The organism is Pantoea sp. QMID4 (assembly GCF_030270445.1).
Taxonomy (GTDB): Bacteria; Pseudomonadota; Gammaproteobacteria; order Enterobacterales; family Enterobacteriaceae; genus Pantoea; species Pantoea vagans.
Genome location: NZ_BSXL01000002.1, coordinates 266,211 through 289,198 on the forward strand (window position 1 = coordinate 266,211; position 22,988 = coordinate 289,198).

Here is a 22,988-nt window from a genome sequence, read left to right on the forward strand (position 1 = left end):
ACAAGTTTTCACAGGCGTACTAAGCGTGATCATCATAAGATATCTGGTTCGGGAAACGCTCAAAAGCCAGCTGGCTATCCTGTTTATCCTGCTACTCATCTTCTTTTGCCAGAAGTTAGTCAGGATCCTGGGAGCCGCGGTGGATGGCGAAGTGCCGACAAACCTCGTTCTGACCTTGTTAGGACTCGGTGTGCCTCAAATGGCACAACTTATACTGCCCTTAAGTCTGTTTCTGGCGATCCTGATGACGCTGGGGCGTCTCTACACGGAAAGTGAAATTACCGTGATGCACGCCTGCGGCCTGAGTAAGGCCGTCCTGGTAAAAGCGGCGATGGTACTGATGCTGTTTACCTCGGTGGTGGCAGCGGTGAACGTCATCTGGCTGGGGCCGTGGTCATCCCGCTATCAGGATGAGGTGACGCAGAACGCCAAAGCAAACCCTGGTGCTGCGGCGATGGCTGCCGGACAGTTCCAGACCTCCAGCGACGGCAGCGCTGTGCTGTTTGTCGAGGATGTGAAGGGCAACAACTTTGGTAACGTGTTCCTGGCGCAGTTACGGCCAAAAGGCAACGCGCGTCCTTCGGTGGTGCTGGCTGACAGCGGTCACATGGAGCAGCACAAAGATGGCTCGCAGGTGGTAACGCTGGACAAAGGCACCCGCTTTGAGGGCACCGCACTGCTGCGTGATTTCCGTATCACCGACTTCACCAACTATCAGGCAATTGTGGGATATAAAGCGGCAACGCTTGATCCTAACGATGCTGAGCAGGCCAGCATGACCGACCTGTTCGCGAATAAGACACCGGATTTCCAGGCCGAGCTGCACTGGCGTCTGACGCTGGTGTTTGCGGTGCTGGTAATGGCGCTGATGGTGGTGCCGCTCAGCGTGGTGAACCCGCGTCAGGGTCGCGTGCTTTCGATGTTGCCCGCCATGCTGCTCTATCTGATCTTCTTCCTGTTGCAGAGCTCGCTGAAGTCAAGCGGAGCAAAAGGGCGGCTCGATCCGGCGCTCTGGATGTGGGTGGTGAATATCAGCTATCTGATGCTGGCGGTGCTGCTTAACCTGTGGGATACGGTGCCGATGCGTCGGATTCGCGCCCGCTTTACCCGCGGAGGGTCGGTCTGATGTTTCGCGTACTTGACCGCTATATCGGTAAAACCATATTTAATACCATCATGCTGACGCTGTTCATGCTGGTGTCGCTTTCCGGCATCATCAAGTTCGTCGATCAGCTGCGTAAAACCGGCCAGGGGAGCTATAGCGCGCTGAGTGCCGGTTATTACACCCTGCTCAGCGTGCCGAAAGATATTGAGATTTTTTTCCCGATGGCGGCCCTGCTGGGCGCGCTGCTGGGACTGGGCGCGCTGGCGCAGCGCAGTGAGCTGGTGGTGATGCAGGCGGCGGGCTTTACCCGCATGCAGGTGGCACTGTCCGTGATGAAAACGGCGATTCCGCTGGTGCTGCTGACCATGGCGATTGGTGAGTTTGTTGCGCCATCGGGCGAGCAGATGGCGCGTAACTATCGGGCGCAGCAGCTTTATGGCGGCGCACTGGTCTCGACGCAGAATGGCCTGTGGGCGAAAGATGGCAATAACTTCATCTATATTGAGCGCATCAAAGGCGACAACGAAATTGATGGTGTGAGCATCTACAACTTCAACGATCAGCGTCGCCTGCAGAGTGTGCGTTATGCGGCGACCGCGACCTGGGATGCGGCTAAGAAGCGCTGGATGCTGTCACAGGTCGATGAGTCAAACCTGACCGATCCGAAGCAGATTACCGGTTCACAGAGCCTGAGCGGCGAATGGAAAACCAATCTGACGCCAGATAAACTGGGCGTGGTAGCGCTGGATCCCGACGCATTATCGATTCGCGGTCTCCATAGCTACAGTAAATATCTGAAGCAGAGTGGTCAGGAAGCGGGACGTTATCAGCTGAATATGTGGAGCAAGATTTTCCAGCCGTTGTCGGTGGCAGTGATGATGCTGATGGCGCTGTCGTTTATCTTTGGTCCGCTGCGTAGCGTGTCGATGGGTGTGCGTGTGGTGACCGGTATCAGCTTTGGCTTCCTGTTCTACGTGCTGGACCAGATTTTCGGCCCGCTGAGTCTGGTTTACGGTTTGCCGCCGATTCTGGGGGCGATTCTGCCGAGCTTTGCGTTCTTCGCGATCAGTATGTTTATGTTGATTAAGCGGCGCTGACCGTCATCACGAAAATGGCCGCCTCTCGGGGCGGCTTTTTTATGGCAGGCACCGTGCGCCAGTTTATTCATCCAGCCGTCTGATGCATCCCCCCATTACCTCATCCAGTCGTTAATCAACGCACCATACAACACTTCCGCTTCCGCTAACCGGCTCAGGAGGCAGTATTCATCCGTCTGGTGTGCCATTGATGGCTCGCCGGGACCGAGGATAATGCAGGGCGGCGAACCCAGCGCGGGCAACAACAGGGACGCATCAGTAAAGTAGGGCACAACGCGCGGTGTCAGCGGGGCGTCATGTAACGCCTGACAATGCTGATAAACAGATTGAATCCAGGCCTGATTGTCTTCACTCAGTACCGCTGGCAGATCCACCAGCGTCGTCATCGTTACGCTGTCTCCCATTAAGGTTGTCAGTTGCTGACGAATGGTGGCGTGCTGCAGATTGGGTGCACTACGGATATCCACGTCAAACTGCGTGCGATCGGGCACCGAGTTAATGTTCAGGCCGCCTGCAATGCGTCCGACGTTAATGGTCGGCTGCTTCATCAGCGGATGAGGTGCGCCAGGCGAGAAGTGCTGAATCTTGCCCAGTGCCTCCGCCGCCAGATAAATGGCATTGATGCCCAGTTCCGGCATTGCGCCATGGGCTGTTTTCCCGCGGGTTTCACAGCGTAGCCATAGCGCCCCTTTGTGGCCAATAACCGGATAGTTGGCGGTGGGCTCACCGACAATCAATGCGCCCACATCGGGCAGGTCAGCGGTATCAATCAGCGCCCGCGCACCGTCGCAGCCCGTTTCCTCCCCGCCCGTGATCAGCAGCACTACGCCGGAACCCTGGCGAATCGCCTGCTGATTCGTCACGCAGGCCATAGCAAATGCCGCGACAGCGGCCTTCATGTCACTGGATCCGCGCCCGTAAAGTCTGTCACCCACGATTTCACCGAAAGGATCGTACTGCCAGTCAGCATTGCCGAGCGGGACGGTATCCAGATGGCCGGTAAACGCCAGCTGCGGTCCAGGCCGACTGCCATGCAGACTGGCAATCAGGTTCAGGCGATCTTCACCGAAGGAGGACAAGGTGACGTCAAAGCCCTGTTCCATCAGCCAGTTCGCCAGAAAGTGCATGCAGGCCGCTTCATTGCCCGGTGGATTAATGGTGTCAAAGCGCAGCAGCTGCTGCGCCAGCGTCTGGCTCTGGCTCATCATCCGCGCACCGTTAACCAGTCCAGACAGTTGATCCACAGCTGGCGGTAACCCTGCCACCGGGCAAATTCCTGCGGCAGCCAGTGCGCAGACATATCGCTGGTCCAGACCAGTGAGCGGCCTTGCTGATACTCGCGTACCGCCAGCAGCGGATGTGACGTACCGTCAATGGTCGCCAGCAATTTACCTTCAGGGTGCATCTCCACTTCGTTATAACCCAGCAACCACGGCCATTCGTCTGGCATATCGGTAAACAGCGCGTGAGATTCCGTCACGCTGGGATAAACGCCTTCGGGCGTTTCGATACGGTCATCCCAGGCCAGGCAGCGCACCGGCAGCACTTTCTCAACTGCCGTATTGCGATAGCGCGCGCCGCCATTAATACCCTGAAAACTAAAGTAGCCGCCAATCATCATCAGCGCGCCACCTGCGGCCACATAGTCGTGGATCAGCGTCAGGCGGTTCGCCGTGCGCTGGCTCTTGAGCCAGGTATCCGGATGCAACAGCAACGTATTGGCACCGATGTCCGATAAAATGATGGCATCCCACTGCTGAAGTCCGTCCAGTGTTAAAGGAAACTCGGTGGCGGCAGCATGGGCGGGCATGTAGGTGATGGCATAGTCACTGTCGGCCAGCGCCGCCATAAAGTCGATTGCGCCATTATGCCAGGTGGCGGTGGCAAACTGATCGAAGCCTTTGACGTGAACAGATGTGCTGGTCCAGGACTCGCCGACCAGTAAAATTTTCTTCTGCATTACGGTTCTCCCTTACCCACCAAAAACGCGCTGTGGGTTAGCAATCAGTAAGGTTTCAAGTTGTTCGCCGCTCACGCCGTGGCGTTTCAGACGCGGAACAAAATGTTTAAGGATGTAGCCATAGCCATGACCGCCGTAGCGGGTCAGCATGGTTTTCAGGAACACGTCCTGCGACAATAAAATCTTTTCGATAAAGCCATCATCGATCAGCTCGCGAATAGCACGGGCATTCTCCTCATCGGACGGTGACTGCGCGGACTCATCGGCGTAGTAATAGCTCATGCCGATCATGTCGTACTCCAGAAAGGCCCCGCGCTGCGCGAGTTCGCGCTGATAACGTTTGTCGGCAAAGCTGGGGTTCATGTGGCACAACACCACATGGCGCAGGTCTGCCCCTTCATCTTCAAGGATATCCAGCACCTGATGCCCTAATCGTGCCCAACCGGGCAGATGCACCTCAATCGGCACACGTGTCGCGGCACTGGCACGGCCCGCCGCCCGCAGGGATTTCTCCTCGTCGGGCGTAAAGCGGCTGGATACGCCAATCTCGCCGATCAAGCCAGCCAGCACCTCGGGTTTTTCCTCCCTGCCGCCGAGGTCGTGAATCAGCTTCTCAGTCAGGGCTTCGATGCTGATCGTTTTCACCCAATCCGGATGAGACGGTTCCAGATATAACCCTGTGCTCATGATGATATTCAGCCCGGTCAGGCGTGCAATGCGTTGCAGTGCTTTGGGATCGCGGCCAATGCCAATATTCGTAGGGTCCACCACGGTATCGCCGCCCAGCGCCCGAAACTTAATCAGCTCCTCAATCGCTAAATCCACATCAAACAGCTGACAGTTATCGCGGCTGATGAGCGGATTAAGTGACAGCTCGCCCAGGTTTTCGATGCTGACGGGCAATTCCGCCAGATGACGATCGCTACAGCAGCAGGGCGGCACCCATTTGCCGGACGCATCCAGCAAAATATGTTCGTGCATCAGCGTCACCCCCATCTCACTGACAGGGAGCGGGCCGAGTACGGTCATCACATAGCCACTGTTGATGCCCAGCGGCAGTGGATCAGGATGACGAAAAATTGAATGTTTCATACGCTATCCTTTCGCCGCCGATCGCGTCGGGTTGAGAATGCGGGTGTTCAGCCAGATCGCCAGCAAAATAATCGTACCGGTGGCGATCTGCGTGTAAAACGGGGAGATGTGCGACAAAATCAGGCCGTTCTGGATGATGGCAATCGACATTGCGCCTAGCAGCGTGCCAATAATGGTGCCGAAGCCGCCGAACAGACTGGTACTGCCCAGCACCACTGCAGCGATCACCTGCAACTCAAAGCCTTCGCCCTGATTAGAGGATCCGCTGCCGAGACGGGCGGTGATGATCATGCCCGCCAGCGCTGCCGCCATGCTGCTGAGGATGTAGACCTTCATGGTCACGGCTTTGGTGTTAATCCCGCTACGGCGTGCGCCTTCCGCATTCGCGCCGATCGCTGTGACATAACGACCAAAACGCATATGGTTCAGAACGATATGGCCTGTCACCAGCACCACGATGCCAATCAGCGCAGGCATCGGAACGCCCAGCACCCAGGCGCGTCCCATAAAGGCGAACAGGCTGTCGGCAGGGATGGGAATGGAGTAACCCTGGGTGATCAGCAGCGCCACGCCGCGCACCACCGCCAGCGTTGCCAGCGTGACGATAAAGGCAGGAATGCCTTCGTAAGCAATAAAGAAGCCGTTGATGGCACCGACCAGCGCACCCAGTAGCAAGCCGCCCAGCAACACCACCGGCCAGGGCAGGCCCCAGTTATTCAGGGCGATAGCGGACAGGGCGCCGACCAGTGCCAGTGTCGACCCCACGGAAAGATCAATCCCACCCGTGGTAATCACCAGCGTCATCGCCGTGGCGACGATCAGCAGCGGTGCACTCTGGCGAATGATATTCAGCCAGTTTGCGCTGCTGAGAAAGTTGCCGGTGATCAGGGAAAACACCACGCAGCAGAACACGAAAAAGAGTGCGATGCTGACTACGCCAGAGTGGTTGTGCAGAAGGCGACGCGGAAGCGAGTGCTGTGCCATGCGGGAACTGCTCAGATTCATAATAGTCATCCTGTTACCTCGCTCAGTGCGCTGCGGCCGAGCGGGCGACAAATTTCTCACCCACGATCAAATTGACGATCTCGGTCAAATCCGTTTCGGCCACCCGGCGCTCCGCCACGTTGGTGCCTTCGTACATCACCATGATGCGATCGCAGACCAGGAACAGATCCTGCAGGCGATGCGTGATCAGGATGACACTCACGCCACGTGCCGACACCCGACGGATCAGCTCCAGTACCGCCTCCACTTCGGCGACGGCCAGCGCGGCGGTAGGTTCATCCATGATCAGCACTTTAGGATCGAAGGCGGCGGCGCGCGCAATAGCAATCGCCTGGCGCTGCCCGCCGGATAAATTGCGCACCAGCAGCCGGGTATCCGGAATAGAAATCCCCAGGCCTTTCAGCATCTCCCGTGCGTCAGCGTGCATTTTCTCTTCATCCAGAAACGGAATGCCGAGAATGGATTTCATCGGCTCACGTCCCATAAACAGATTGCCTGCCACATCGACGGTGTCGCACAGCGACAGATCCTGATAAACCATCTCGATATGGCAGCGGCGTGAATCCGCCGGGTTACTAAAATGCTGCTCTTCACCATCAATACGAATCGTGCCGCTGGTAGGCACGACAGCACCTGACAGCACCTTGGTCAGTGTGGATTTACCCGCGCCGTTGTCACCCACCAGGCCCAGCACTTCACCCGGAGCCAGTTGCAGATTTACGCCGCGCAGAGAACGTATCGCGCCATAGGTCTTGGTAATATTCACCATCTCTACCCGCGTCAGGGCAGTTTGTGCTTGCTGCATGTGATTACTCCCATCACGACTAACGGGACCGTTACTCTGCATGTAAAAAAGGGGTATCCGGCACGGTTTACGCCCTTGTAAACCGGTTTACCTGCAGGATAAAACCTTTGTCACAACACACAGAACAACACGCTACAACGATATTTGTTTGCCAGGTAAAACATTGCAGCTTCCGTGCCAGCATGCGAACAGAAGTTACACTTGCGATCTAACTAAATGTAATAAAAAAGATTTATCGTTTTATTTTAGGTAAACCGGTTTACTTAAAATAACACTATAAAATCAAAAAGCGCATTATTTGCGCCAGAACTGTGCGCTTTTGCGCCATTCTGGAACGTTGTTAACATATTCGTATCGAATCGCGCGCCACCCATTCTACCGGCAGGCGGGTTTCGGCGGGGATGGGGAGGTCATCATTCAGAATACGCAACATGATTTCTACCGCCGTGCGGCCCAGTTCACGTGCGGGCTGGCGGATGGTTGAAATGCGGGGCTGAGTAAAATCAGCATAGGTCGCGTCATCAAAGCCCACCAGCGACAGCGCATCGGGAGCGTTAAGCCCACGCGCGCGCAGGCCATCCATTAATCCCAGCACGAGAAAATCACTGGCGGCAAAAACGGCGGTAGGACGTTCAGCGCGGCTAAACAGCTGTTCCAGCGCCTGTTTACCGAACTCACGCTGGTATTCGCCGTACATTACCCATTCGGGCGTGACACGCAGGCCAGCCTGCTCCATTGCGGTGCAAAACCCCTGGTAGCGCTCGCGCGCACTCATTAGTTCATCCGGGCCGCCGACAAAGGCGATATGGCGGTGACCCGCAGCGATCAGCTTTTCGGTAGCAATCTGGCCACCCTGAACGTTGTCGACAAACACCTTGGGCACCCTGCTACCAGGAATGTCCTCATCCAGCAGTACGATGCGCTGGTGGCGATTAATTTCTTTGCGCAACAGACCGTTATCAGGATGGTTGGTGGTAAACAGCAGGCCGTCTACCTGGCAGGTATCCAGCCAGCGGATAAACTGGCTCTCTTTGCCTGGATGGTTGCGGGTAATACACAGCACCAGGCTGTAACCATGGGCAGAGGCGGCTTCTTCGGCGGCATCTGCCAGTTCGGCAAAGAAGGGATTAGTGATATCGGGCAGCACCAGCCCCAGGGTTTCGCTACCGCCCTTGCTCAGACGACGAGCCAGGCTGTTACCGCGATAATCAAGTTGGCGAATCGCCGCTTCGATGCGATTAATCGTCTCCTGCGGCAGCATAATACTTCGATTCATATAGCGGGATACGGTCGCTTTTGACAGTCCGGCCAGCGCTGCGACATCGGATAACAGCACCCGTTTTTTACTCATATCACCTGCCATCTTGCCCGGAATCGGCTATCAGTCACACAGTTGCGCGCAGCGAATACAGTTTTTAATATGACCGCTGGCGATAAAATAATCGCTTGACAAAATTTAGCCAGAAGCGAATGTTAAAGACAGTTTACCGCATTACCCGGGAGTCACTCCCAAACCCGATTAATCCCTTTCACACGTGCACCATAATGGACGGTGTGCAGAAAGTCGATTATTCAGGTCCTGGCTGAAGCAGCCACTCAGACGATATTTGCCCGCCAACACTATTCCCTCTGCATTTCGATGCGGAGATCGACTGGTTATCGCTCATTCCCGATGAGGAATTTTAAGATGATGGCATTTAACACCAGAAAACTGCGTGCTGTTGCGCTGGCAACCGGCTTACTGTCTGCAGGTTCTTTATTTTCACTGGCGCAAGCCGCTCCCACTTATGCGCTGGTTCAGATTAATCAGCAGGCTCTGTTTTTTAATCAGATGAACAATGGCGCTCAGGACGCAGCGAAAGCCAGCAGTAAAAATTTAGTGATCTTTAACGCCAACGATAATCCTGTGTCGCAAAACGATGCGATCGAAAATTATATTCAACAAGGCGTCAAGGGCATTATGGTGGATGCGATTGATGTCAATGGCATCATGCCAGCCATAAAAGAAGCGGCCGCCGCTAAAATACCGGTGATTGCGATTGATTCGGTATTACCGGCCGGCCCTCAGGCAGCACAGGTGGGCGTGGATAACCTGGAGGGCGGCAAAATTATGGGTAAATATTTCGTCGACTACGTGGCAAAAAACAGGGGCGGCAAAGCGCGACTGGGCATTGTGGGCGCGCTGAATTCAGCCGTACAGAACCAGCGTCAGAAAGGGTTTGAAGAAACGATTAAGAGCAATGCGGGCATCACCGTAGCGGACGTGGTTGATGGCCAGAACGTGCAGGATACCGCGATGACGGCGGCAGAAAACCTGATGACCGGTAACCCGGATTTGACCGCTATCTACGCGACCGGTGAACCGGCACTGCTGGGTGCAATTGCTGCCGTTGAAAACCAGGGCCGTGAGAAGGACATTAAAGTCTTTGGCTGGGATCTGACGTCAAAAGCCATTAGCGGCATTGATGGCGGTTATGTCGAGGCCGTGCTGCAGCAGGATCCGAAAAAGATGGGTGAAGAAGCAGTTAAGGCCCTGAACGCGCTTACGGCGGGCAAAACTGTGTCAAAAACCATTCTGGTGCCGGCCACGGTGGTAACCAAAGCCAACGTGGACAGCTACCGCGCGATATTTAAGTAATCGCTGACTCGCCGCCTGCCTGGAGTAGTGCGGCGAGTTCCTCTGCGGTGGGGAAGGCCTGAAGTGTGCCATGACGGCTGACGGTCAGCGCAGCAGCCTGACAGGCATGGGTGAGTGCTAATGCATCAATTTCCCCCCCACGCAGGATCGCGGAAGCCAGCATCACGGCAAGAAAGGTATCACCTGCGCCGGTAGTATCGACGGCATTGGCGGGTTGTGCCGGGTAAAACGTTCGCTGGTCGCCCTGAGTCAGCCAGGCACCCGCGCTGCCGAATGTGGTCACTAACGTTTTCACTGCGCGGGGCTGCAACTGTTGGGCTTCGTGCTGATTGACCACGGCGATATCCACCAGCGGCCAGCAGGAGGCAAAACCGGCGTGCACGGGCGAGGGGTTAAATACGGTGATCAGGCCGCGAGATTTGGCCAGACTGAACAGCGCATGGGTTTTCTCTGGCGAGAAATTGCCCTGCTGCACCAGCAGATCGCCCGGACGCGCGCTGGCAAGATGGTGGTTAAGCGTATCGATATCCAGCGCATCTGCCGCCGTTGTACTGGTAATAATGGCGTTATCGCCATCGGCGCTGTGCAGAATAAGTGAGGTATCACTCAACGCAGTCATGGGCTGCGCGGGCAGTAACGTCAGAGGCTCGTTCATGAGCTGCTGACGGATCCATTTTCCATTGCTGTCATAACCGGTCGCGGCAATTAAATACGTTTCAATGCCGCAACGGGATAAAAGTATCGCCTGATTCGCGCCTTTACCGCCGATATCCTGCGAACGTTGATAACCGTGAACAGAGGCGCCCTTAGCCGGAATATCTGTAACAGACCAGGTTTCATCGACAGTAATATTACCAGCCACATAAACACGCATAGTGTTTTCCTGAACAGGATAATGAAGCGATGGTTGCTATATCAGCAGAAAAAATTGATGCAATACAAGCGATATTTTCACGCTCTAAAGCGGTTATTGGCGTCATTCACTGTGACCCTTTTCCGGGTTCGCCAAAATATCGCGGCAAACCCGTCAGCGCGATAATTGATCGTGCATTACGTGATGCGGAAAACTATATTCTTGGCGGCGTTCACGGCCTGATTGTAGAAAATCATGGCGATATTCCTTTTTCAAAACCTGAGGATATTGGCCCGGAAACGCCAGCGCTGATGGCGGTAATTACGGAAAAAGTGCGGGAACGTTTCGGCGTGCCGCTGGGCATTAACGTGCTGGCGAATGCAGCATTACCTGCTTTTGCCACCGCACTGGCGGGCGGGGCGGATTTTATCCGTGTCAATCAGTGGGCCAATGCGTATATCGCCAACGAAGGCTTTATTGAAGGAGCCGCCGCAAAAGCGCTGCGCTACCGTAGCCAGCTGCGCGCCGAACATATCAGGGTGTTCGCCGACAGCCACGTTAAACACGGCAGCCATGCGATAGTGGCCGATCGCTCCATTCAGGAACTGACCCGCGATGTCGATTTCTTCGAAGCGGATGCAGTTATCGCCACCGGACAACGTACCGGGGACAGCGCCACGCTGGACGAAATCGACGAGATCCGCGCCGCCACCACCTTACCGCTGCTAGTGGGTTCGGGCGTGACGCCCGCCAACGTCTGCCAGATTCTGGCGCGTACGCAGGCCGTTATTGTGGCCAGCGCGCTCAAGGTAGATGGCGTCTGGTGGAACGATGTGGAGCGGGACAGGGTAAAACATTTTATGGCGGTGGCGCAGCCTGCGCTGGACCAGGCGTAGCCGCCGTTTAACACCTGACACAGACAATAGAAAATCCCGCCGGTGAGGCGACGTTTTTTGTTCAGGTGAGCACGGTGGAATGCGGCGAACACCGTGCCGCACCAGATTCAGATCAGCCAGCCTTTCACCACCGGCAGCACAGCCGGCAGCTGCGACAGCAGATAAAGAATCAGCCCGATAGTGCCGCCGACCAGCGTACCGTTGATGCGAATAAACTGCAGGTCCTTGCCGATATTGAGTTCGATCTGCTGCGACATGTCGCGCGCATCCCAGCTCTTCACGGTGTCGCTGATGTGACGCGTCAGGAAGCTGGCAAACTCCGGCGCCACGCTGCGCGCCGCCTGCTCCAGATGCTGATTCATGGAGTCACGTAGCGCCGGGTCGGCCGCCAGGGTTTCGCCCAGCCACAACGCTGCGCTGCGCACTTTCTCCTGCACCCGCGAATCATCGCTGCTGAGATCGGCCTTGAGCCAGTTGCGCATATCATTCCACAGCTCGCCGATGTAGCGATTGAATGAGGCATCCTCTTTCAGCCAGCCCTTAATTTCTTCGGCGCGCTCCGCCATTTCCGGGTCGGTCTGCAGCTTAGCGATCAGTTTATCAACTGCCCGGTTGAAGCCGAGGCGCAGCTCGTGGCCCTGATCCAGCGCCACATCATCCAGCAGGGAATCGACCGCGTTTGCCACCAGCTCGGCGCTGTGTTCACCCAGCCATTCGGTCGGCAACATTTTGGCTTTGATCGGATGCTCGCGTTTCAGCCAGCGCACCAGCTGCATCGCAATAAACTCGCGGGTACTGGGTTTATGCAGCAGCTTCAGCAGCTGTTCGATAGCCGCGTCCAGCAGCGCCTGATGACGGTTATTTTTGGTCAGGCTCTCCAGCACCATGGCGCTGGTCTGGCTGAGATCGACCTTGTCGATGGCGCGATGCACCGCGCGGCGCATAAAGGTCTGAATTCGTGCGTCATCGGTGAGATCCAGAAAGCCGCGCATCACCTGCAGCAGATGGCGGCCAACGCGGTCGGCATTGCCCGGCGCATTCAGCCACTGGGACAGCAGGTTTGAGGGATCGTGACGGCGAATCAGATTCAGCAGGGAGTCGGTATCAAGAAATTTCTCCTGCACAAAGCGCCCGAGATTTTCACCGATACGATCTTTGTTGCGCGGGATGATGGCGGTATGGCGCGAGATAAAGGGCACCGGCACGCGCCGGAACAGCGCCACCACGGCAAACCAGTCCGCCAGTGCGCCGACCATCGCGGCTTCCGCAATCGCTTTGACGCCGCTGACCCAGAAGCCGGGCGGCAGGAAAAGGGTGACGACAAAAGTAGCGACGGCAAGCAGCAGCAGCAGCAGCGCCAGGCGTTTCATCCGTTTCAGTTCGTAGTGTTTATCCATAACCTGATCTTAGCAGAGAGCGGGGTTCATCGGCGACGGCCACCCAGCAGGCTGCCGAGCACCCCACGGATGATCTGACTGGTGATCTGACGGGTGGCGCTTTTCGCCATGGTCTGGACCACGCCATCGTGTCTGCCGCCGCGCGGTCCGGTGTGACCAAACAGGATCTCTTTCAGACCACCGAGAATACCATTGTCGACCGCGACAGCATCGCCTTTGGCCGGGGGGGCGCTCGCCTCATCGCTGGCGGCCTGAAAGCCTTTTTGCAGCTTTTCAAACGCCGATTCGCGATCGATTTCGGTGTCATATTTGCCATAAAGCGGCGAATGGTTGATCAGGCCGTTACGTTCATCGCCGGTGACCGGACCCATGCGCGAGCCGGGTGCAATGACCATCGCGCGTTCTACTACCGACGGGCTGCCTTTGGCATCCAGGAAGGAGATCAGCGCTTCGCCGGTACCCAGCGCCTGAATCGCTTCCACGCTGTCAAACGCCGGGTTGGCGCGCAGCGTATCGGCGGCCGTTTTCACCGCTTTCTGATCTTTCGGCGTGAAGGCACGCAGGGCGTGCTGGACGCGGTTGCCGAGCTGGCCCAGCACCCGGTCGGGAATATCTGCCGGGTTCTGGGTGACGAACCAGACGCCAACGCCTTTGGAACGGATCAGCCGCATGACCTGTTCAATTTTCTCCAGCAGCACCGCTGGCGCGTCGGTAAACAGCAGGTGCGCCTCATCAAAGAAAAACACCAGCTTTGGCTGATCGAGATCGCCCGCTTCCGGCAGATGCTCGTAAAGCTCCGACAGCAGCCACAGCAGGCTGGTGGCGTAGAGTTTTGGCATCTGGTAGAGCTTCTCTGCGGAGAGGATGTTGATGATGCCTTTGCCGCTGCTGTCGACGCGCATCCAGTCGGCGATATCCAGCATCGGCTCACCAAAGAAGTGTTCCGCACCCTGTTGCTCCAGCGTCAGTAATCCACGCTGAATCGCGCCGACCGAGGCGCTGTTGATATTGCCGTAGTGGGTCTGAAAGTTTTTGGCGTTATCACCGATGTATTGCGTCATGGCGCGCAAATCTTTGAAGTCCAGCAGCAGCAGGCCCTGGTCATCGGCGATGCGGAAAATAATCTGCAGCACGCCGCTCTGTACCTCATTCAGATTCAGCAGCCGCGCCAGCAGCAGCGGTCCAAGATCGGAGACGGTGGCGCGCACCGGATGGCCTGTCTCGCCGAAGATATCCCACAGCACCACCGGATTGCTCTGCGGCTGCCAGTCGGTGACCCCGATTTTCGCCAGCCTCTCCTGCAGCTTTTCGCTGGACTGGCCCGCCGTCGCCACACCAGTTAAATCGCCTTTGACGTCAGCCATAAAGACCGGTACGCCACTCGCAGAGAACGATTCGGCCAGCTTCTGCAGCGTCACGGTTTTACCGGTGCCGGTCGCACCGGTAATTAAACCGTGGCGGTTGGCCATTTGCGGCAACAGATAAAGTTCGACGTCTGGCGTACGGGCAATCAGTAGCGGGGAAGTCATGGTTTTCCACTCTCAGTCAAAGGATTATGCCTGAAGGATAGCAAGCGGAGCATAGACAGGAGGAGAACAATTCGTCAAAAACGCGGCCGCTGCCAATAGAGCAGCGGCCTGAAACGCGGGATTACTTCTGCACCTCTTCGAAATTGAGCAGGCTGACGCCGATGCCCTGCTGCAGGTGACTGAGGTTGCTGCGCACCGCCACCTGGGTCGCGCCCTGTAACAGTACGATAAACGGCGAATCCTGCTGGATGCGGGTTTGCAGCCCGGTATAGAGGCTACGGCGTTTGGCCGCATCGCTCTCTCCGGCGGCGGCGCGGGTTTGCGCACTCAGCTTCGGAATGGTCCAGCCGACGCGCCACGCCAGGGTTTTGCCGCCGCCTGGCACGTTAGAAGCAAAGGCGCTGGCATTGGTGTTAGGGTCGACGTAGTCCGCGCCCCAGTAAGTGAAGATGGCCTGGAAGTCCCGGCTGCGCATTTTGCTCCACAGCTCTGACTCCGCCACCGGCTGGATATCGAGCTGCACATCCGCTTTGGCAAAGCTCGCCTGCAGCGCCTGCGCCACGTCAATAAACGGCGGCTGGTTCACCACCGTCAGCGCGATGTGGGTGCCCGGTTTGATGCCGCCTTTCTGCAGGATTTCCTGCGCCTTTTTCAGATCGTAATGGAACGGCGTGGTGTTCAGTGCACCATCGAAGCCGTCCGGCAGGAAGCTCTGATGGATGCGGTACTGACCTTTCAGCAACTGGTTTGCCAGGCTGTCATAGTCCACCAGCCAGCGTGCCGCCTGCCATAGCGCCGGATTGCCCAGCGCCGGTTGCTGCGCGCTCTGAGTATTAAAGCCAACGTAGTAAACCAGGCTGGACGGGAAGGCGTCGACCCGCACATTGGGCACATTTTTCAGCGCGGCAATCTGGTCTGGTCCGAGCTGGTAGGCGACATCCACGTCACCCTGCTGAAGCAGCAGTCGGCGGCTGCCGGCTTCGGCGACGCCCTTGAGCAATACCCGCTTCAGATGCGGCTTCTGCGTGCTGTAAGGGTTAGCTTCCAGCACCAGCGCCTGCAGCGGGACAAACTGTTTGATGGCATATGCCGCGCTGCCAGCCGAGTGCGTTTTCAGCCAGGCGTTGCCGTAATCATTGTTGCTGACGTGCTGCTGTGCCAGTTTACTGTCAACGATGGAGGCGACCGGCGCAGTCAGCAGGCGCAGCGCCAGATCGCTGCCGATTTCAGCGGGCCAGCGCAGCTCAATCTGGTGGTCGTTAATCACCGTGAACTGCTGATCGATATTTTCCGGCGTCCAGCCAAACTCACCCAGGATAAAGGAGGGCGCCTTGTTGAGTTTTACCGCACGGGTTAAGGAGAACACCACATCCTGAGCCGTCAGGGGATTACCACTGGAGAAGCGGGCCTGCGGATTGAGATCAAAAACGAGACTGTGCGGCGTTTTTCCGGCCTGCCAGTGCGTAGCGGCCAGCGGCGATAATTTTTGCGGATTCTGATGGTCCGGCTCCACGAGCCTCTGATAGATATTGCGCTGGCTGCTGTTGCTGACCATTTCAAAACTTTCCGCCGGATCGAAACTGATGATGCCATCCAGCGGGACGGCAACCACCAGCGTGTCGGCAGGCGTCGTGGCGTGTGCCGGGTGAACCAGTGCCAGAGCAGTCAATAAAGAGAGTGACAGTAGCGATTTGCGCATTGAGAGTTATCCTGAGTCGTTGATCGCTCTACTCTATCGGGCGCCGGATAATCTCAAAATGCCGGTTTGTTATGAGCTTTGCACAATTACATGCTTAGTTATTCAGGCAAAAAGACGAATTAAGATAATGTCGGTCAGTTATTATTTCAGCGTCATTTTAAAGCAGGCGGAATAAAGCCGGATTTATTCAGGCGATCACAATTTGCGCACTGTCTGATTGTATGACCATCAAAGTCACTATAGTGTTAACGATGAGAATGATTCTCTGGTATGGAAGTATGATATTTTTTTATCGGTTATTCAGCGTGATGATGACAGGACGAAAATAATATCCATCACTCCTGCGTTAAAACGGCTAAATACCCGATGTTTATGCGGTTTTAGACGTAATTTCCTTGCTGTAAATCTTTTACCTACCCGTAACCCTTCCGCAACACCATGATAAACTTTCACTTAGACACATTTTAAATTCAATTTTTACATTCAGACATATCTATATCCCTAATATTGCCAGGTTATTAACCGATATGTTCCGTTAGTCACCGAACTATAATTCTACCTGCCTTCTCTGTTCTGCCGTTGTCTGTGCTGTGTGCATTTATCTCTGCGGGGAGTCTCCTGCCTGCACCCGGCCTTTCAGCGTCATAACACCGTAAGCGGGTATTTAGCAGATGAGAGTCGTGCGGATATGCTTTTAGAAAAACCCACCACCAGGCGTAAATTTTTGCTCGGTTCACTGCTGGCGTTGCCATTAAGTGAGCTGGTTCTGAAAGGCATGAGTGCCGCACAGGCTGCAGAGATGGCCGCACCCGAGTTAGCCGATTACAAACCAATCTTTTTTAGTGCCGATGAGTGGCAGTTCATCCTGGCCGCTACCGACCGCCTGATTCCGGCGGGCGGCAAAGGCAAAGCGCCAGGCGCGCTGGAAACTAATGTGCCGATCTTTATCGACCAGCAGCTGCACAGCGAAGCGTTTGGCAGCGAAATCTATATGCAGGGGCCTTTCAACACGAAAGCACCCGCCACGATGGGTTATCAGATCCCGTTCCGTCCCCAGCAGATGTACCAGACCGGTATCCGGCTGATCAATCAGTGGTCGCAGAATACGCACCAGAAAGCGTTTCATGCGCTGACGCTGGAAGAGAAAGATGCGGTCCTGACCCAGGTCAACAAAAACGAGATCGACTTTGCCGCGCTGGGCGAAGCCGATCTTAAGCCTTCCCATTTCTTCAGCCAGCTGCTTTCTGATACCAAGCATGGCTACCTGGCCGACCCGATGTACGGCGGTAATAAAGGCATGAAAGCCTGGATCGCCATCGGCTTCCCGGGCGCGCGTGCCAGCTTCACCGAATGGGTGAAACAGCACAACGTTCCTTATCCACTCGGCCCGGTCAGCATCAAAGGTGAACGCGCTTAAGCGCTTCCACATCAGGTAAACAGGATTATCATGGCACAGGTTACTAAAAAAGAAGTCGACGTCGTGGTCTGCGGCCTCGGCTGGGCAGGCTCGCTGATGAGCATCGAGCTGGCACTGGCAGGTCTGGACGTGCGCGCCCTGGAGCGCGGCGGCGATCGCGATTACGACGAATTCGCCTACCCGAAACCGGCGGATGAATACGCCTATGCGGTGCGCAACAAAGTGTTTGCGACACCCGCCGAAGTGGCGGTCACCGTGCGCTACAACAGCAGCCAGACAGCATTGCCAACCCGTAAATGGGGCGCGTTTGCACCGGGCACCGGCGTGGGCGGTTCCGGTCTGCACTGGACGGCGGTATTGATCCGTCCGACGCCGACCGATATCAAACTTAAAACCTACGTTGACGAGGCTTACAAGCCCGGCATTCTGCAGGATGATATGCGTGTGATGGACTTCCCGTTTAGCTGGGAAGAGATCGAGCCGTACTACTACAAATTTGAACTGATTTGCGGCCAGTCGGGCAACACCGGCAACCTGCGCGGCAAAATCCTGGAAGGCGGTGACCCGTTTGAAGGCCCGCGCTCTGAACCTTATCCGCTGCCCGCGCTGGATGACACGCTGAACAACGTGATGTTCAAAGAGGTGGCAACGAAGCTCGGTTACCACCCGTTCCCGAACCCGTCAGCCTGTGTGTCGCGCGCATGGAAAAACCCATACGGCAACCAGATCGCACCGTGCAACTACTGCGGCTACTGCAGCAAATATCCCTGCCTGAACTATTCCAAAGCGTCGCCGCAGACCGCGGTGATGGATTCGCTGAAGCGGATGCCGAACTTCTCGTATGAAGTGAATGCGGAAGTGATCAAGGTTGTGCTGAACGATGATAAGAAAACCGCCAAAGGCGTAATCTATATCGATGCACAGGGCAACGAGTGCTTCCAGCCCGCGAAAATCGTGGTGCTGAGCAGCTTCCAGCTCTACAACGTGCGCCTGATGCTGCTTTCCGGCATTGGCAAGCCTTATAACCCGATTACGGAAGAGGGCGTGATAGGCCGTAACTACGCGTTCCTGTCGAACGGCGGCGCAACGCTGTTCTTCAAAGATAAAAACTTCAATCCGTATGCGACGGCAGGCGCGACCGGCCAGATGTTTAACGATATCTCGCCAGGCAACTTCGACGGTCCTTCACTCGGCTTCCTGGGCGGCGCGAAGATCCACAGTTCACAGGCAACCGGCACGCCAATCAGCACCGCGCTGCCAAAAGGCACCCCGACCTGGGGCATGGGTTACAAGGAAGGTCTGGAAGAGTGGTACGGCCATTCGATGAAGATCAGCATTACCACCACCTGCCAGTCTTATCGCGACATCTATCTGGATCTCGATCCGAACTACAACGATCACCGTGGCCTGCCTCTGCTGCGTATGACGTTTAACTGGAAAGAGAATGAGCTGAAGCTGCAGCAGCATCTGAAAGGCATCGTCGGCAACATCGCCAAAGAGCTGAATCCGGACAGCATGAGCATGAGCTTCCTGCCGATGGGCGCGGACTTCGATCTCACCAAATATGTCTCTACCCACAATGTGGGCGGTGCCGTAATGGGCGATAACCCGAAAACCTCGGCGCTGAACAAATATCTGCAGAGCTGGGATGTTCATAACGTCTTTGTGCCCGGCGGCAACGCCTTCCCGCAGAACTTCCAGGCGAACCCGACCGATACCATCGGTGCGATTACCCTGATGGCGGCGCAGGCGATCAAAGATCACTATCTGAAAAATCCCGGCCCACTGGTACAGGCATAAGCGCATGAATAAGCTGAAACTGAAGTCTTTTATTTTTGCCAACGCGGTGCTGCTGGCCAGCGGATTTGCGCTGCCGGTTCACGCCGAAGATGAAGCGCAACTGATTAAGCAGGGCGAGTATCTCTCGCGGCTGGGCGACTGCATGGCGTGCCACTCGCTGCCCGGCAAACCGGCCTATTCGGGTGGACTGGCGATTGAGTCGAACCTCGGCACCATCTTCTCTACCAACATTACGCCGGATAAGCAGCACGGTATCGGCAACTACAGCGAGCAGCAGTTCTCTGACGCGGTGCGCAAGGGTGTATTACCGGACGGATCGCACCTCTATCCGGCGATGCCGTATCCTGACTACGCCAAAATCAGCGATGCCGATATGCACGCGCTCTACGTCTACTTTATGAAAGGCGTGCAGCCGAGTGCAGAACAGCCACCGGAAACCGATCTGAGCTTCCCGTTCAGTCAGCGCTGGGGCATGCGGTTCTGGAACTGGGCGTTCGCGTCCGATAAACCGTTCCAGCCGATTGGCGGTGCGTCAGCAGAGATCAACCGCGGTGCCTATATCGTGGAGAGTCTGGGTCACTGCGGCAGCTGTCATACGCCGCGCGGTCTTGGCATGAACGAGAAAGCGCTGGATAGCGGTGACGATAAATTCCTGGCAGGCGGCAGCCTGAACAACTGGGATGTGCCGTCACTGCGTGGCCTGCCACACTGGAGCGAGCAGGAAGTCATTGATTACCTGCAGACCGGTCGTAACGATAAAGCGGCAGTAGGCGGTGAGATGACCTCGGTGGTTGAGCACAGCAGCTCACACATGACCGATGCCGATCTCAAAGCTATCGCGGCCTACCTGAAGTTCCTGGGCGGCAATCCGCCATTGCAGGCCTTTAACGTGCAGGCGCAGCAGGCAACGGAAGCGAAACTCACCGCCGCGAAGAACCTCAGCGAAGGCGAGCGTCTCTATCTGGATAACTGCGGTGCCTGTCACTTCGTGACCGGCAAAGGCGCACCGGGGATCTTCCCGGAGCTGGATGGCGCAACCCTCGTCAATGCTAAGGATCCAACCGGCTTGATCCACACCATTCTGGCCGGCGCACAGCAGCCTTCTACCGAAAAAGCGCCGTCTAAACTGGCGATGCCGGGCTTTGCCCAGCGGCTGAATGATGATGAAGTCGCGCAGCTGGCGACCTTTATTCGTCAGGGCTGGAGCAACACTGCGCCTGCGGTGAGCAAAGATCAGGTTGCTGAAGTGCGTAAAACGCTAAAGTAATCGCGCTTTCCCCTCTGCCTGTCCGGAGAGGGGAAAACCCGGATTAATGGAAGGTGCGCACTACTTCCAGCACGCCGTTAATGATGAACTGCACGCCCATACAGACCAGTAAAAATCCCATCAGGCGCGATATCGCCTCAATGCCGCTTTTACCCACCAGCTTCATGATGGCTCCTGAACTGCGCAGCGAGATCCACAGGATCAGGCTCACCAGCAGGAAGGTCAGCACCGGTGCCACGCTGATCACCCAGGCGGGAAAATCGACGCCACTTCTCACCGTTGAGGCGGAAGAGATAATCATCGCAATGGTTCCCGGTCCCGCCGTGCTTGGCATCGCCAGCGGCACAAAGGCGATATTCACCGGCTCTTTGGTTGCCTCCTGCTCATCCAGCTTGTGCTTCGCTTCGACTGAATGACCTGCAGGCTTCGCTGGAAACAGCATCCGGAAGCCGATAAAGGCGACGATCAGGCCGCCCGCCATGCGCAGACCCGGTATAGAGATACCGAAGGTGTTCAGCACCGCGCTGCCCGCGTACCACGCCACCACCATGATGGCGAAAACGTAGAGGGACGCCTGGCGCGCCTGGCGGTTGCGCTCCTCGAAATTCATGTCTCCCGCCAGCCCTAAAAACAGCGCCACGGTGGTGAGCGGATTCGCGAGCGGCAGGATGACGACCAGCCCCAGGCTGACCGCTTTAATCAGCTCCAGCATGTCAGATCTCCCTGATTAGTGTTTCGGGCGCTCCAGCGCCTCTAACAGCTCCGGGAAGAAGTCCTGCAGGATTTCGGGCGTCATCAGTTCGGGATACTGCATCAGATGTTCGCGGATACGTTCGTTGACGTCCGGCAGCAGACGCTGGGCCGCGGCACTGGCGGTGATTTTGTGCTTCTTCATGGCGCGCAGCAGATCGCCTGGCAGCCCGTCTTCGTCATCGCCGTCATCGACCATCTCCAGCGCATCCAGCTCGTCGAACATCTCCATCAGCGCTTCGGTCTGCGGCGTGCGCGACTCATATTCACGCGGATGTTCATCTTCCAGGAAACGCAGCATGGCGCGCATCGGCGTACCGTCTGGCGTGGATGGTGGCTCGGTAGCAAACCAGCTCAGCAGCTGATGCATGGTGACCTGATGGACGCGATAGCCGCTGTCGACCAGCTCATCGGCCAGCAACTCGGCGGTTTCGTTTTCAATCAGGCAGATGTGGGTGCGTTTAGGTTCGTACTGCTCCAGCCACTGGTAGATCTCTTCAATCACGCCATCGTCATACTCGAATTTTTTGCTGAGATAGCTGTCGTCCTGTTCGTGAACGCAGGCCTGAATCTGATCGGGGTCGAAGTAAAGTGCGATGTTGATGCCTTTCATGCGTGCTGTCCTGTAGAAACCAAAACAACACTATAGCGCTCAACCCCAGGTTAAGGGAATGTCAGGTATCACAGCAAAGCGGGGTTTAACACTCCCCTCAAAGAAGAGAGGGGAGAGAGAGGAGAGGGATCAGGAGATAAAGTTTTTGCCCTGCTTCAGGACCACGTTACAGGCTTTGGTTTTCAGCTTCTCACCCATCGGTGAGTTGCTCAGGCTTTGCAGATTAAGCTGCTGGCCGTTCCCGGTGTTCAGCAGTCCTGCCACGCCCTGGGTATAGTCAGTTTTCTGTTCCTGCGCGGTAGTCGTATTCAGACCGAGCTTGCTCAGCACCTGATCTTTAACCGACTGTACATTGTTTTTCACCACGTTGTGTTCAACGCAGTACTGCATCACACCGGCCGCGTTGGTCATGCTGTTGGCGCTGACCGCTTTGTCGCTGCCACCCAGCATGCTGGTAATAGAAGAGAGCGACATGCCGCCATTCTGCTGCGTGGTGCTGGTGGTGGTGCCATTATTCTGCTGGCTGAGCTGCGATGCTGCACTGCTCAGCTGATCCTGCCAGCTTGCTGCTGATGCACTGCCTGTCACCAGAAGTGCCGCCATGCCCAACATCCATGCACTGCGTTGTGCCTGTTTCATCTTTACCTCAGTATCTGCGTATTCAGTTTTGCTAAGAGAGTTTGACGAGCAGAAAGTTCCTGAACTTTCTTCATAAATAACGCTTTGGGAATCTTCTGTAATAAAGGCGATAAAATATCCGGATGAGTACGGGTGTTATTATTTCGTGAGATGACTTGCCCTGGTGCGTTAATTAGCTCTTCGGCTGAAACATTCTTTAATATTCTCGCCGTTTTTATCAGGAATCGTCCTGGTCTGAATTAAAAAATCCGTTTTTATATAAGCGATTTTATAAGTCTTTGTGTCTGCAGTGTTAATATTTACCTTCGAAACTACTTATTTTCAGTCTTCTGTTTTATATGGTTTTTCTATTTTTATCGTAGCGGTAATGAAAGAGTTTTTGCGCATTTAAGACGGGATTTTTCGTACCGTAATTAAATCGGGCCC

20 protein-coding genes are annotated in these 22,988 nt (G+C 56.0%); 7 read left to right on the forward strand and 13 right to left on the reverse strand.

Translation table 11 applies throughout. The features are described 5' to 3' along the window. The first annotated feature begins 25 nt into the window (after positions 1–25). A complete protein-coding gene (lptF, locus tag QSK07_RS06055; RefSeq protein WP_098051637.1) occupies positions 26–1,126 on the forward strand; it encodes an LPS export ABC transporter permease LptF in 1,101 nt (366 codons plus the stop codon). Beyond that, entirely contained in the window at positions 1,126–2,202 is a 1,077-nt protein-coding gene (lptG, locus tag QSK07_RS06060) for an LPS export ABC transporter permease LptG (RefSeq protein WP_033781702.1), read from the forward strand. Before lptF ends, lptG begins: the two co-directional genes overlap by 1 nt. A gap of 95 nt (positions 2,203–2,297) precedes the next feature. Here the strand turns inward: lptG and QSK07_RS06065 are convergent, their stop codons facing one another. The 6 genes from QSK07_RS06065 to QSK07_RS06090 all read right to left on the reverse strand — a co-directional run bounded on the left by QSK07_RS06065 (position 2,298) and on the right by QSK07_RS06090 (position 8,427). Next, on the reverse strand, positions 2,298–3,407 hold the full coding sequence (locus tag QSK07_RS06065) for a M20 family metallopeptidase (protein WP_285721220.1): 1,110 nt from the start codon (positions 3,405–3,407) through the stop codon (positions 2,298–2,300). Beyond that, a complete protein-coding gene (locus tag QSK07_RS06070) occupies positions 3,407–4,162 on the reverse strand; it encodes a glutamine amidotransferase (RefSeq protein WP_285721107.1) in 756 nt (251 codons plus the stop codon). The genes QSK07_RS06065 and QSK07_RS06070 overlap by 1 nt, the downstream gene beginning before the upstream one ends. A 12-nt stretch (positions 4,163–4,174) precedes the next feature. Beyond that, positions 4,175–5,254, reverse strand: coding sequence for a phosphotriesterase family protein (locus QSK07_RS06075; protein ID WP_285721108.1), 1,080 nt, complete (start codon positions 5,252–5,254; stop codon positions 4,175–4,177). 3 nt (positions 5,255–5,257) lie between these two features. Further along, positions 5,258–6,259, reverse strand: a complete 1,002-nt coding sequence (locus QSK07_RS06080) for an ABC transporter permease (RefSeq protein ID WP_285721109.1) — start codon at positions 6,257–6,259, stop codon at positions 5,258–5,260. 22 nt (positions 6,260–6,281) lie between these two features. Beyond that, positions 6,282–7,028, reverse strand: coding sequence for an ATP-binding cassette domain-containing protein (locus QSK07_RS06085; RefSeq protein ID WP_275220676.1), 747 nt, complete (start codon positions 7,026–7,028; stop codon positions 6,282–6,284). 376 nt (positions 7,029–7,404) lie between these two features. Next, a complete protein-coding gene (locus QSK07_RS06090) occupies positions 7,405–8,427 on the reverse strand; it encodes a LacI family DNA-binding transcriptional regulator (RefSeq protein ID WP_098051632.1) in 1,023 nt (340 codons plus the stop codon). A gap of 324 nt (positions 8,428–8,751) precedes the next feature. On the opposite strand from QSK07_RS06090, the gene QSK07_RS06095 reads away from it, so the two are divergent. Further along, entirely contained in the window at positions 8,752–9,702 is a 951-nt protein-coding gene (locus QSK07_RS06095; RefSeq protein WP_285721110.1) for an ABC transporter substrate-binding protein, read from the forward strand. On the opposite strand, the gene QSK07_RS06100 is transcribed toward QSK07_RS06095, so the two are convergent. After that, complete coding sequence (locus QSK07_RS06100) at positions 9,695–10,576, reverse strand: PfkB family carbohydrate kinase (RefSeq protein WP_285721111.1); 882 nt, start codon at positions 10,574–10,576, stop codon at positions 9,695–9,697. The two genes, QSK07_RS06095 and QSK07_RS06100, sit on opposite strands and share 8 nt — an antisense overlap. Positions 10,577–10,605: 29 nt before the next feature. On the opposite strand from QSK07_RS06100, the gene QSK07_RS06105 reads away from it, so the two are divergent. Next, on the forward strand, positions 10,606–11,451 hold the full coding sequence (locus QSK07_RS06105; RefSeq protein WP_275220408.1) for a BtpA/SgcQ family protein: 846 nt from the start codon (positions 10,606–10,608) through the stop codon (positions 11,449–11,451). 107 nt (positions 11,452–11,558) lie between these two features. Here QSK07_RS06105 and QSK07_RS06110 read toward each other — a convergent pair whose 3' ends face one another. From QSK07_RS06110 to QSK07_RS06120, 3 genes are all read right to left on the reverse strand, one after another. After that, positions 11,559–12,848, reverse strand: a complete 1,290-nt coding sequence (locus tag QSK07_RS06110; RefSeq protein WP_285721112.1) for a DUF445 domain-containing protein — start codon at positions 12,846–12,848, stop codon at positions 11,559–11,561. 26 nt (positions 12,849–12,874) lie between these two features. Next, on the reverse strand, positions 12,875–14,377 hold the full coding sequence (locus tag QSK07_RS06115; protein WP_285721113.1) for a helicase HerA-like C-terminal domain-containing protein: 1,503 nt from the start codon (positions 14,375–14,377) through the stop codon (positions 12,875–12,877). A 121-nt stretch (positions 14,378–14,498) separates the two neighbouring features. Then, on the reverse strand, positions 14,499–16,076 hold the full coding sequence (locus QSK07_RS06120) for an ABC transporter substrate-binding protein (RefSeq protein WP_285721114.1): 1,578 nt from the start codon (positions 16,074–16,076) through the stop codon (positions 14,499–14,501). Between the two features lie 688 nt (positions 16,077–16,764). Here QSK07_RS06120 and QSK07_RS06125 point away from each other — a divergent pair. The 3 genes from QSK07_RS06125 to QSK07_RS06135 are packed head-to-tail and all read left to right on the forward strand — an operon-like array spanning position 16,765 to position 20,560. Further along, positions 16,765–17,493, forward strand: a complete 729-nt coding sequence (locus QSK07_RS06125) for a gluconate 2-dehydrogenase subunit 3 family protein (RefSeq protein WP_285721115.1) — start codon at positions 16,765–16,767, stop codon at positions 17,491–17,493. A gap of 30 nt (positions 17,494–17,523) precedes the next feature. Further along, the gene (locus QSK07_RS06130) at positions 17,524–19,293 is read left to right on the forward strand and encodes a GMC family oxidoreductase (RefSeq protein WP_098051623.1); all 1,770 of its coding nucleotides are present in this window, start codon (positions 17,524–17,526) and stop codon (positions 19,291–19,293) included. Positions 19,294–19,297: 4 nt separating this feature from the next. Next, a complete protein-coding gene (locus tag QSK07_RS06135) occupies positions 19,298–20,560 on the forward strand; it encodes a c-type cytochrome (RefSeq protein ID WP_098051622.1) in 1,263 nt (420 codons plus the stop codon). Positions 20,561–20,603: 43 nt separating this feature from the next. Here the strand turns inward: QSK07_RS06135 and QSK07_RS06140 are convergent, their stop codons facing one another. The 3 genes from QSK07_RS06140 to QSK07_RS06150 form a co-directional block, all read right to left on the reverse strand. After that, positions 20,604–21,272, reverse strand: coding sequence for a MarC family NAAT transporter (locus QSK07_RS06140; RefSeq protein WP_285721116.1), 669 nt, complete (start codon positions 21,270–21,272; stop codon positions 20,604–20,606). A gap of 15 nt (positions 21,273–21,287) precedes the next feature. Further along, positions 21,288–21,923 carry a hypothetical protein gene (locus QSK07_RS06145; RefSeq protein WP_285721117.1) on the reverse strand — a complete coding sequence of 212 codons (636 nt, stop codon included), beginning with the start codon at positions 21,921–21,923 and terminating at the stop codon, positions 21,288–21,290. A gap of 129 nt (positions 21,924–22,052) precedes the next feature. Next, positions 22,053–22,562 (reverse strand): YjjA family protein, encoded by a 510-nt coding sequence (locus QSK07_RS06150; protein WP_285721118.1) that lies wholly within the window; start codon positions 22,560–22,562, stop codon positions 22,053–22,055. Between the last annotated feature and the right edge of the window lie 426 nt (positions 22,563–22,988).

Coding starts and splice junctions, on each gene's coding strand:
- lptG (WP_033781702.1), top strand. CDS start 1,126: ATGTTTCGCGTACTTGACCGCTATATCGGTAAAACCATATTTAATACC.
- QSK07_RS06065 (WP_285721220.1), bottom strand. CDS start 3,407: ATGAGCCAGAGCCAGACGCTGGCGCAGCAGCTGCTGCGCTTTGACACC.
- QSK07_RS06070 (WP_285721107.1), bottom strand. CDS start 4,162: ATGCAGAAGAAAATTTTACTGGTCGGCGAGTCCTGGACCAGCACATCT.
- QSK07_RS06075 (WP_285721108.1), bottom strand. CDS start 5,254: ATGAAACATTCAATTTTTCGTCATCCTGATCCACTGCCGCTGGGCATC.
- QSK07_RS06080 (WP_285721109.1), bottom strand. CDS start 6,259: ATGAATCTGAGCAGTTCCCGCATGGCACAGCACTCGCTTCCGCGTCGC.
- QSK07_RS06085 (WP_275220676.1), bottom strand. CDS start 7,028: ATGGTGAATATTACCAAGACCTATGGCGCGATACGTTCTCTGCGCGGC.
- QSK07_RS06090 (WP_098051632.1), bottom strand. CDS start 8,427: ATGGCAGGTGATATGAGTAAAAAACGGGTGCTGTTATCCGATGTCGCA.
- QSK07_RS06095 (WP_285721110.1), top strand. CDS start 8,752: ATGATGGCATTTAACACCAGAAAACTGCGTGCTGTTGCGCTGGCAACC.
- QSK07_RS06100 (WP_285721111.1), bottom strand. CDS start 10,576: ATGCGTGTTTATGTGGCTGGTAATATTACTGTCGATGAAACCTGGTCT.
- QSK07_RS06105 (WP_275220408.1), top strand. CDS start 10,606: ATGGTTGCTATATCAGCAGAAAAAATTGATGCAATACAAGCGATATTT.
- QSK07_RS06110 (WP_285721112.1), bottom strand. CDS start 12,848: ATGGATAAACACTACGAACTGAAACGGATGAAACGCCTGGCGCTGCTG.
- QSK07_RS06115 (WP_285721113.1), bottom strand. CDS start 14,377: ATGACTTCCCCGCTACTGATTGCCCGTACGCCAGACGTCGAACTTTAT.
- QSK07_RS06120 (WP_285721114.1), bottom strand. CDS start 16,076: ATGCGCAAATCGCTACTGTCACTCTCTTTATTGACTGCTCTGGCACTG.
- QSK07_RS06125 (WP_285721115.1), top strand. CDS start 16,765: ATGCTTTTAGAAAAACCCACCACCAGGCGTAAATTTTTGCTCGGTTCA.
- QSK07_RS06130 (WP_098051623.1), top strand. CDS start 17,524: ATGGCACAGGTTACTAAAAAAGAAGTCGACGTCGTGGTCTGCGGCCTC.
- QSK07_RS06135 (WP_098051622.1), top strand. CDS start 19,298: ATGAATAAGCTGAAACTGAAGTCTTTTATTTTTGCCAACGCGGTGCTG.
- QSK07_RS06140 (WP_285721116.1), bottom strand. CDS start 21,272: ATGCTGGAGCTGATTAAAGCGGTCAGCCTGGGGCTGGTCGTCATCCTG.
- QSK07_RS06145 (WP_285721117.1), bottom strand. CDS start 21,923: ATGAAAGGCATCAACATCGCACTTTACTTCGACCCCGATCAGATTCAG.
- QSK07_RS06150 (WP_285721118.1), bottom strand. CDS start 22,562: ATGAAACAGGCACAACGCAGTGCATGGATGTTGGGCATGGCGGCACTT.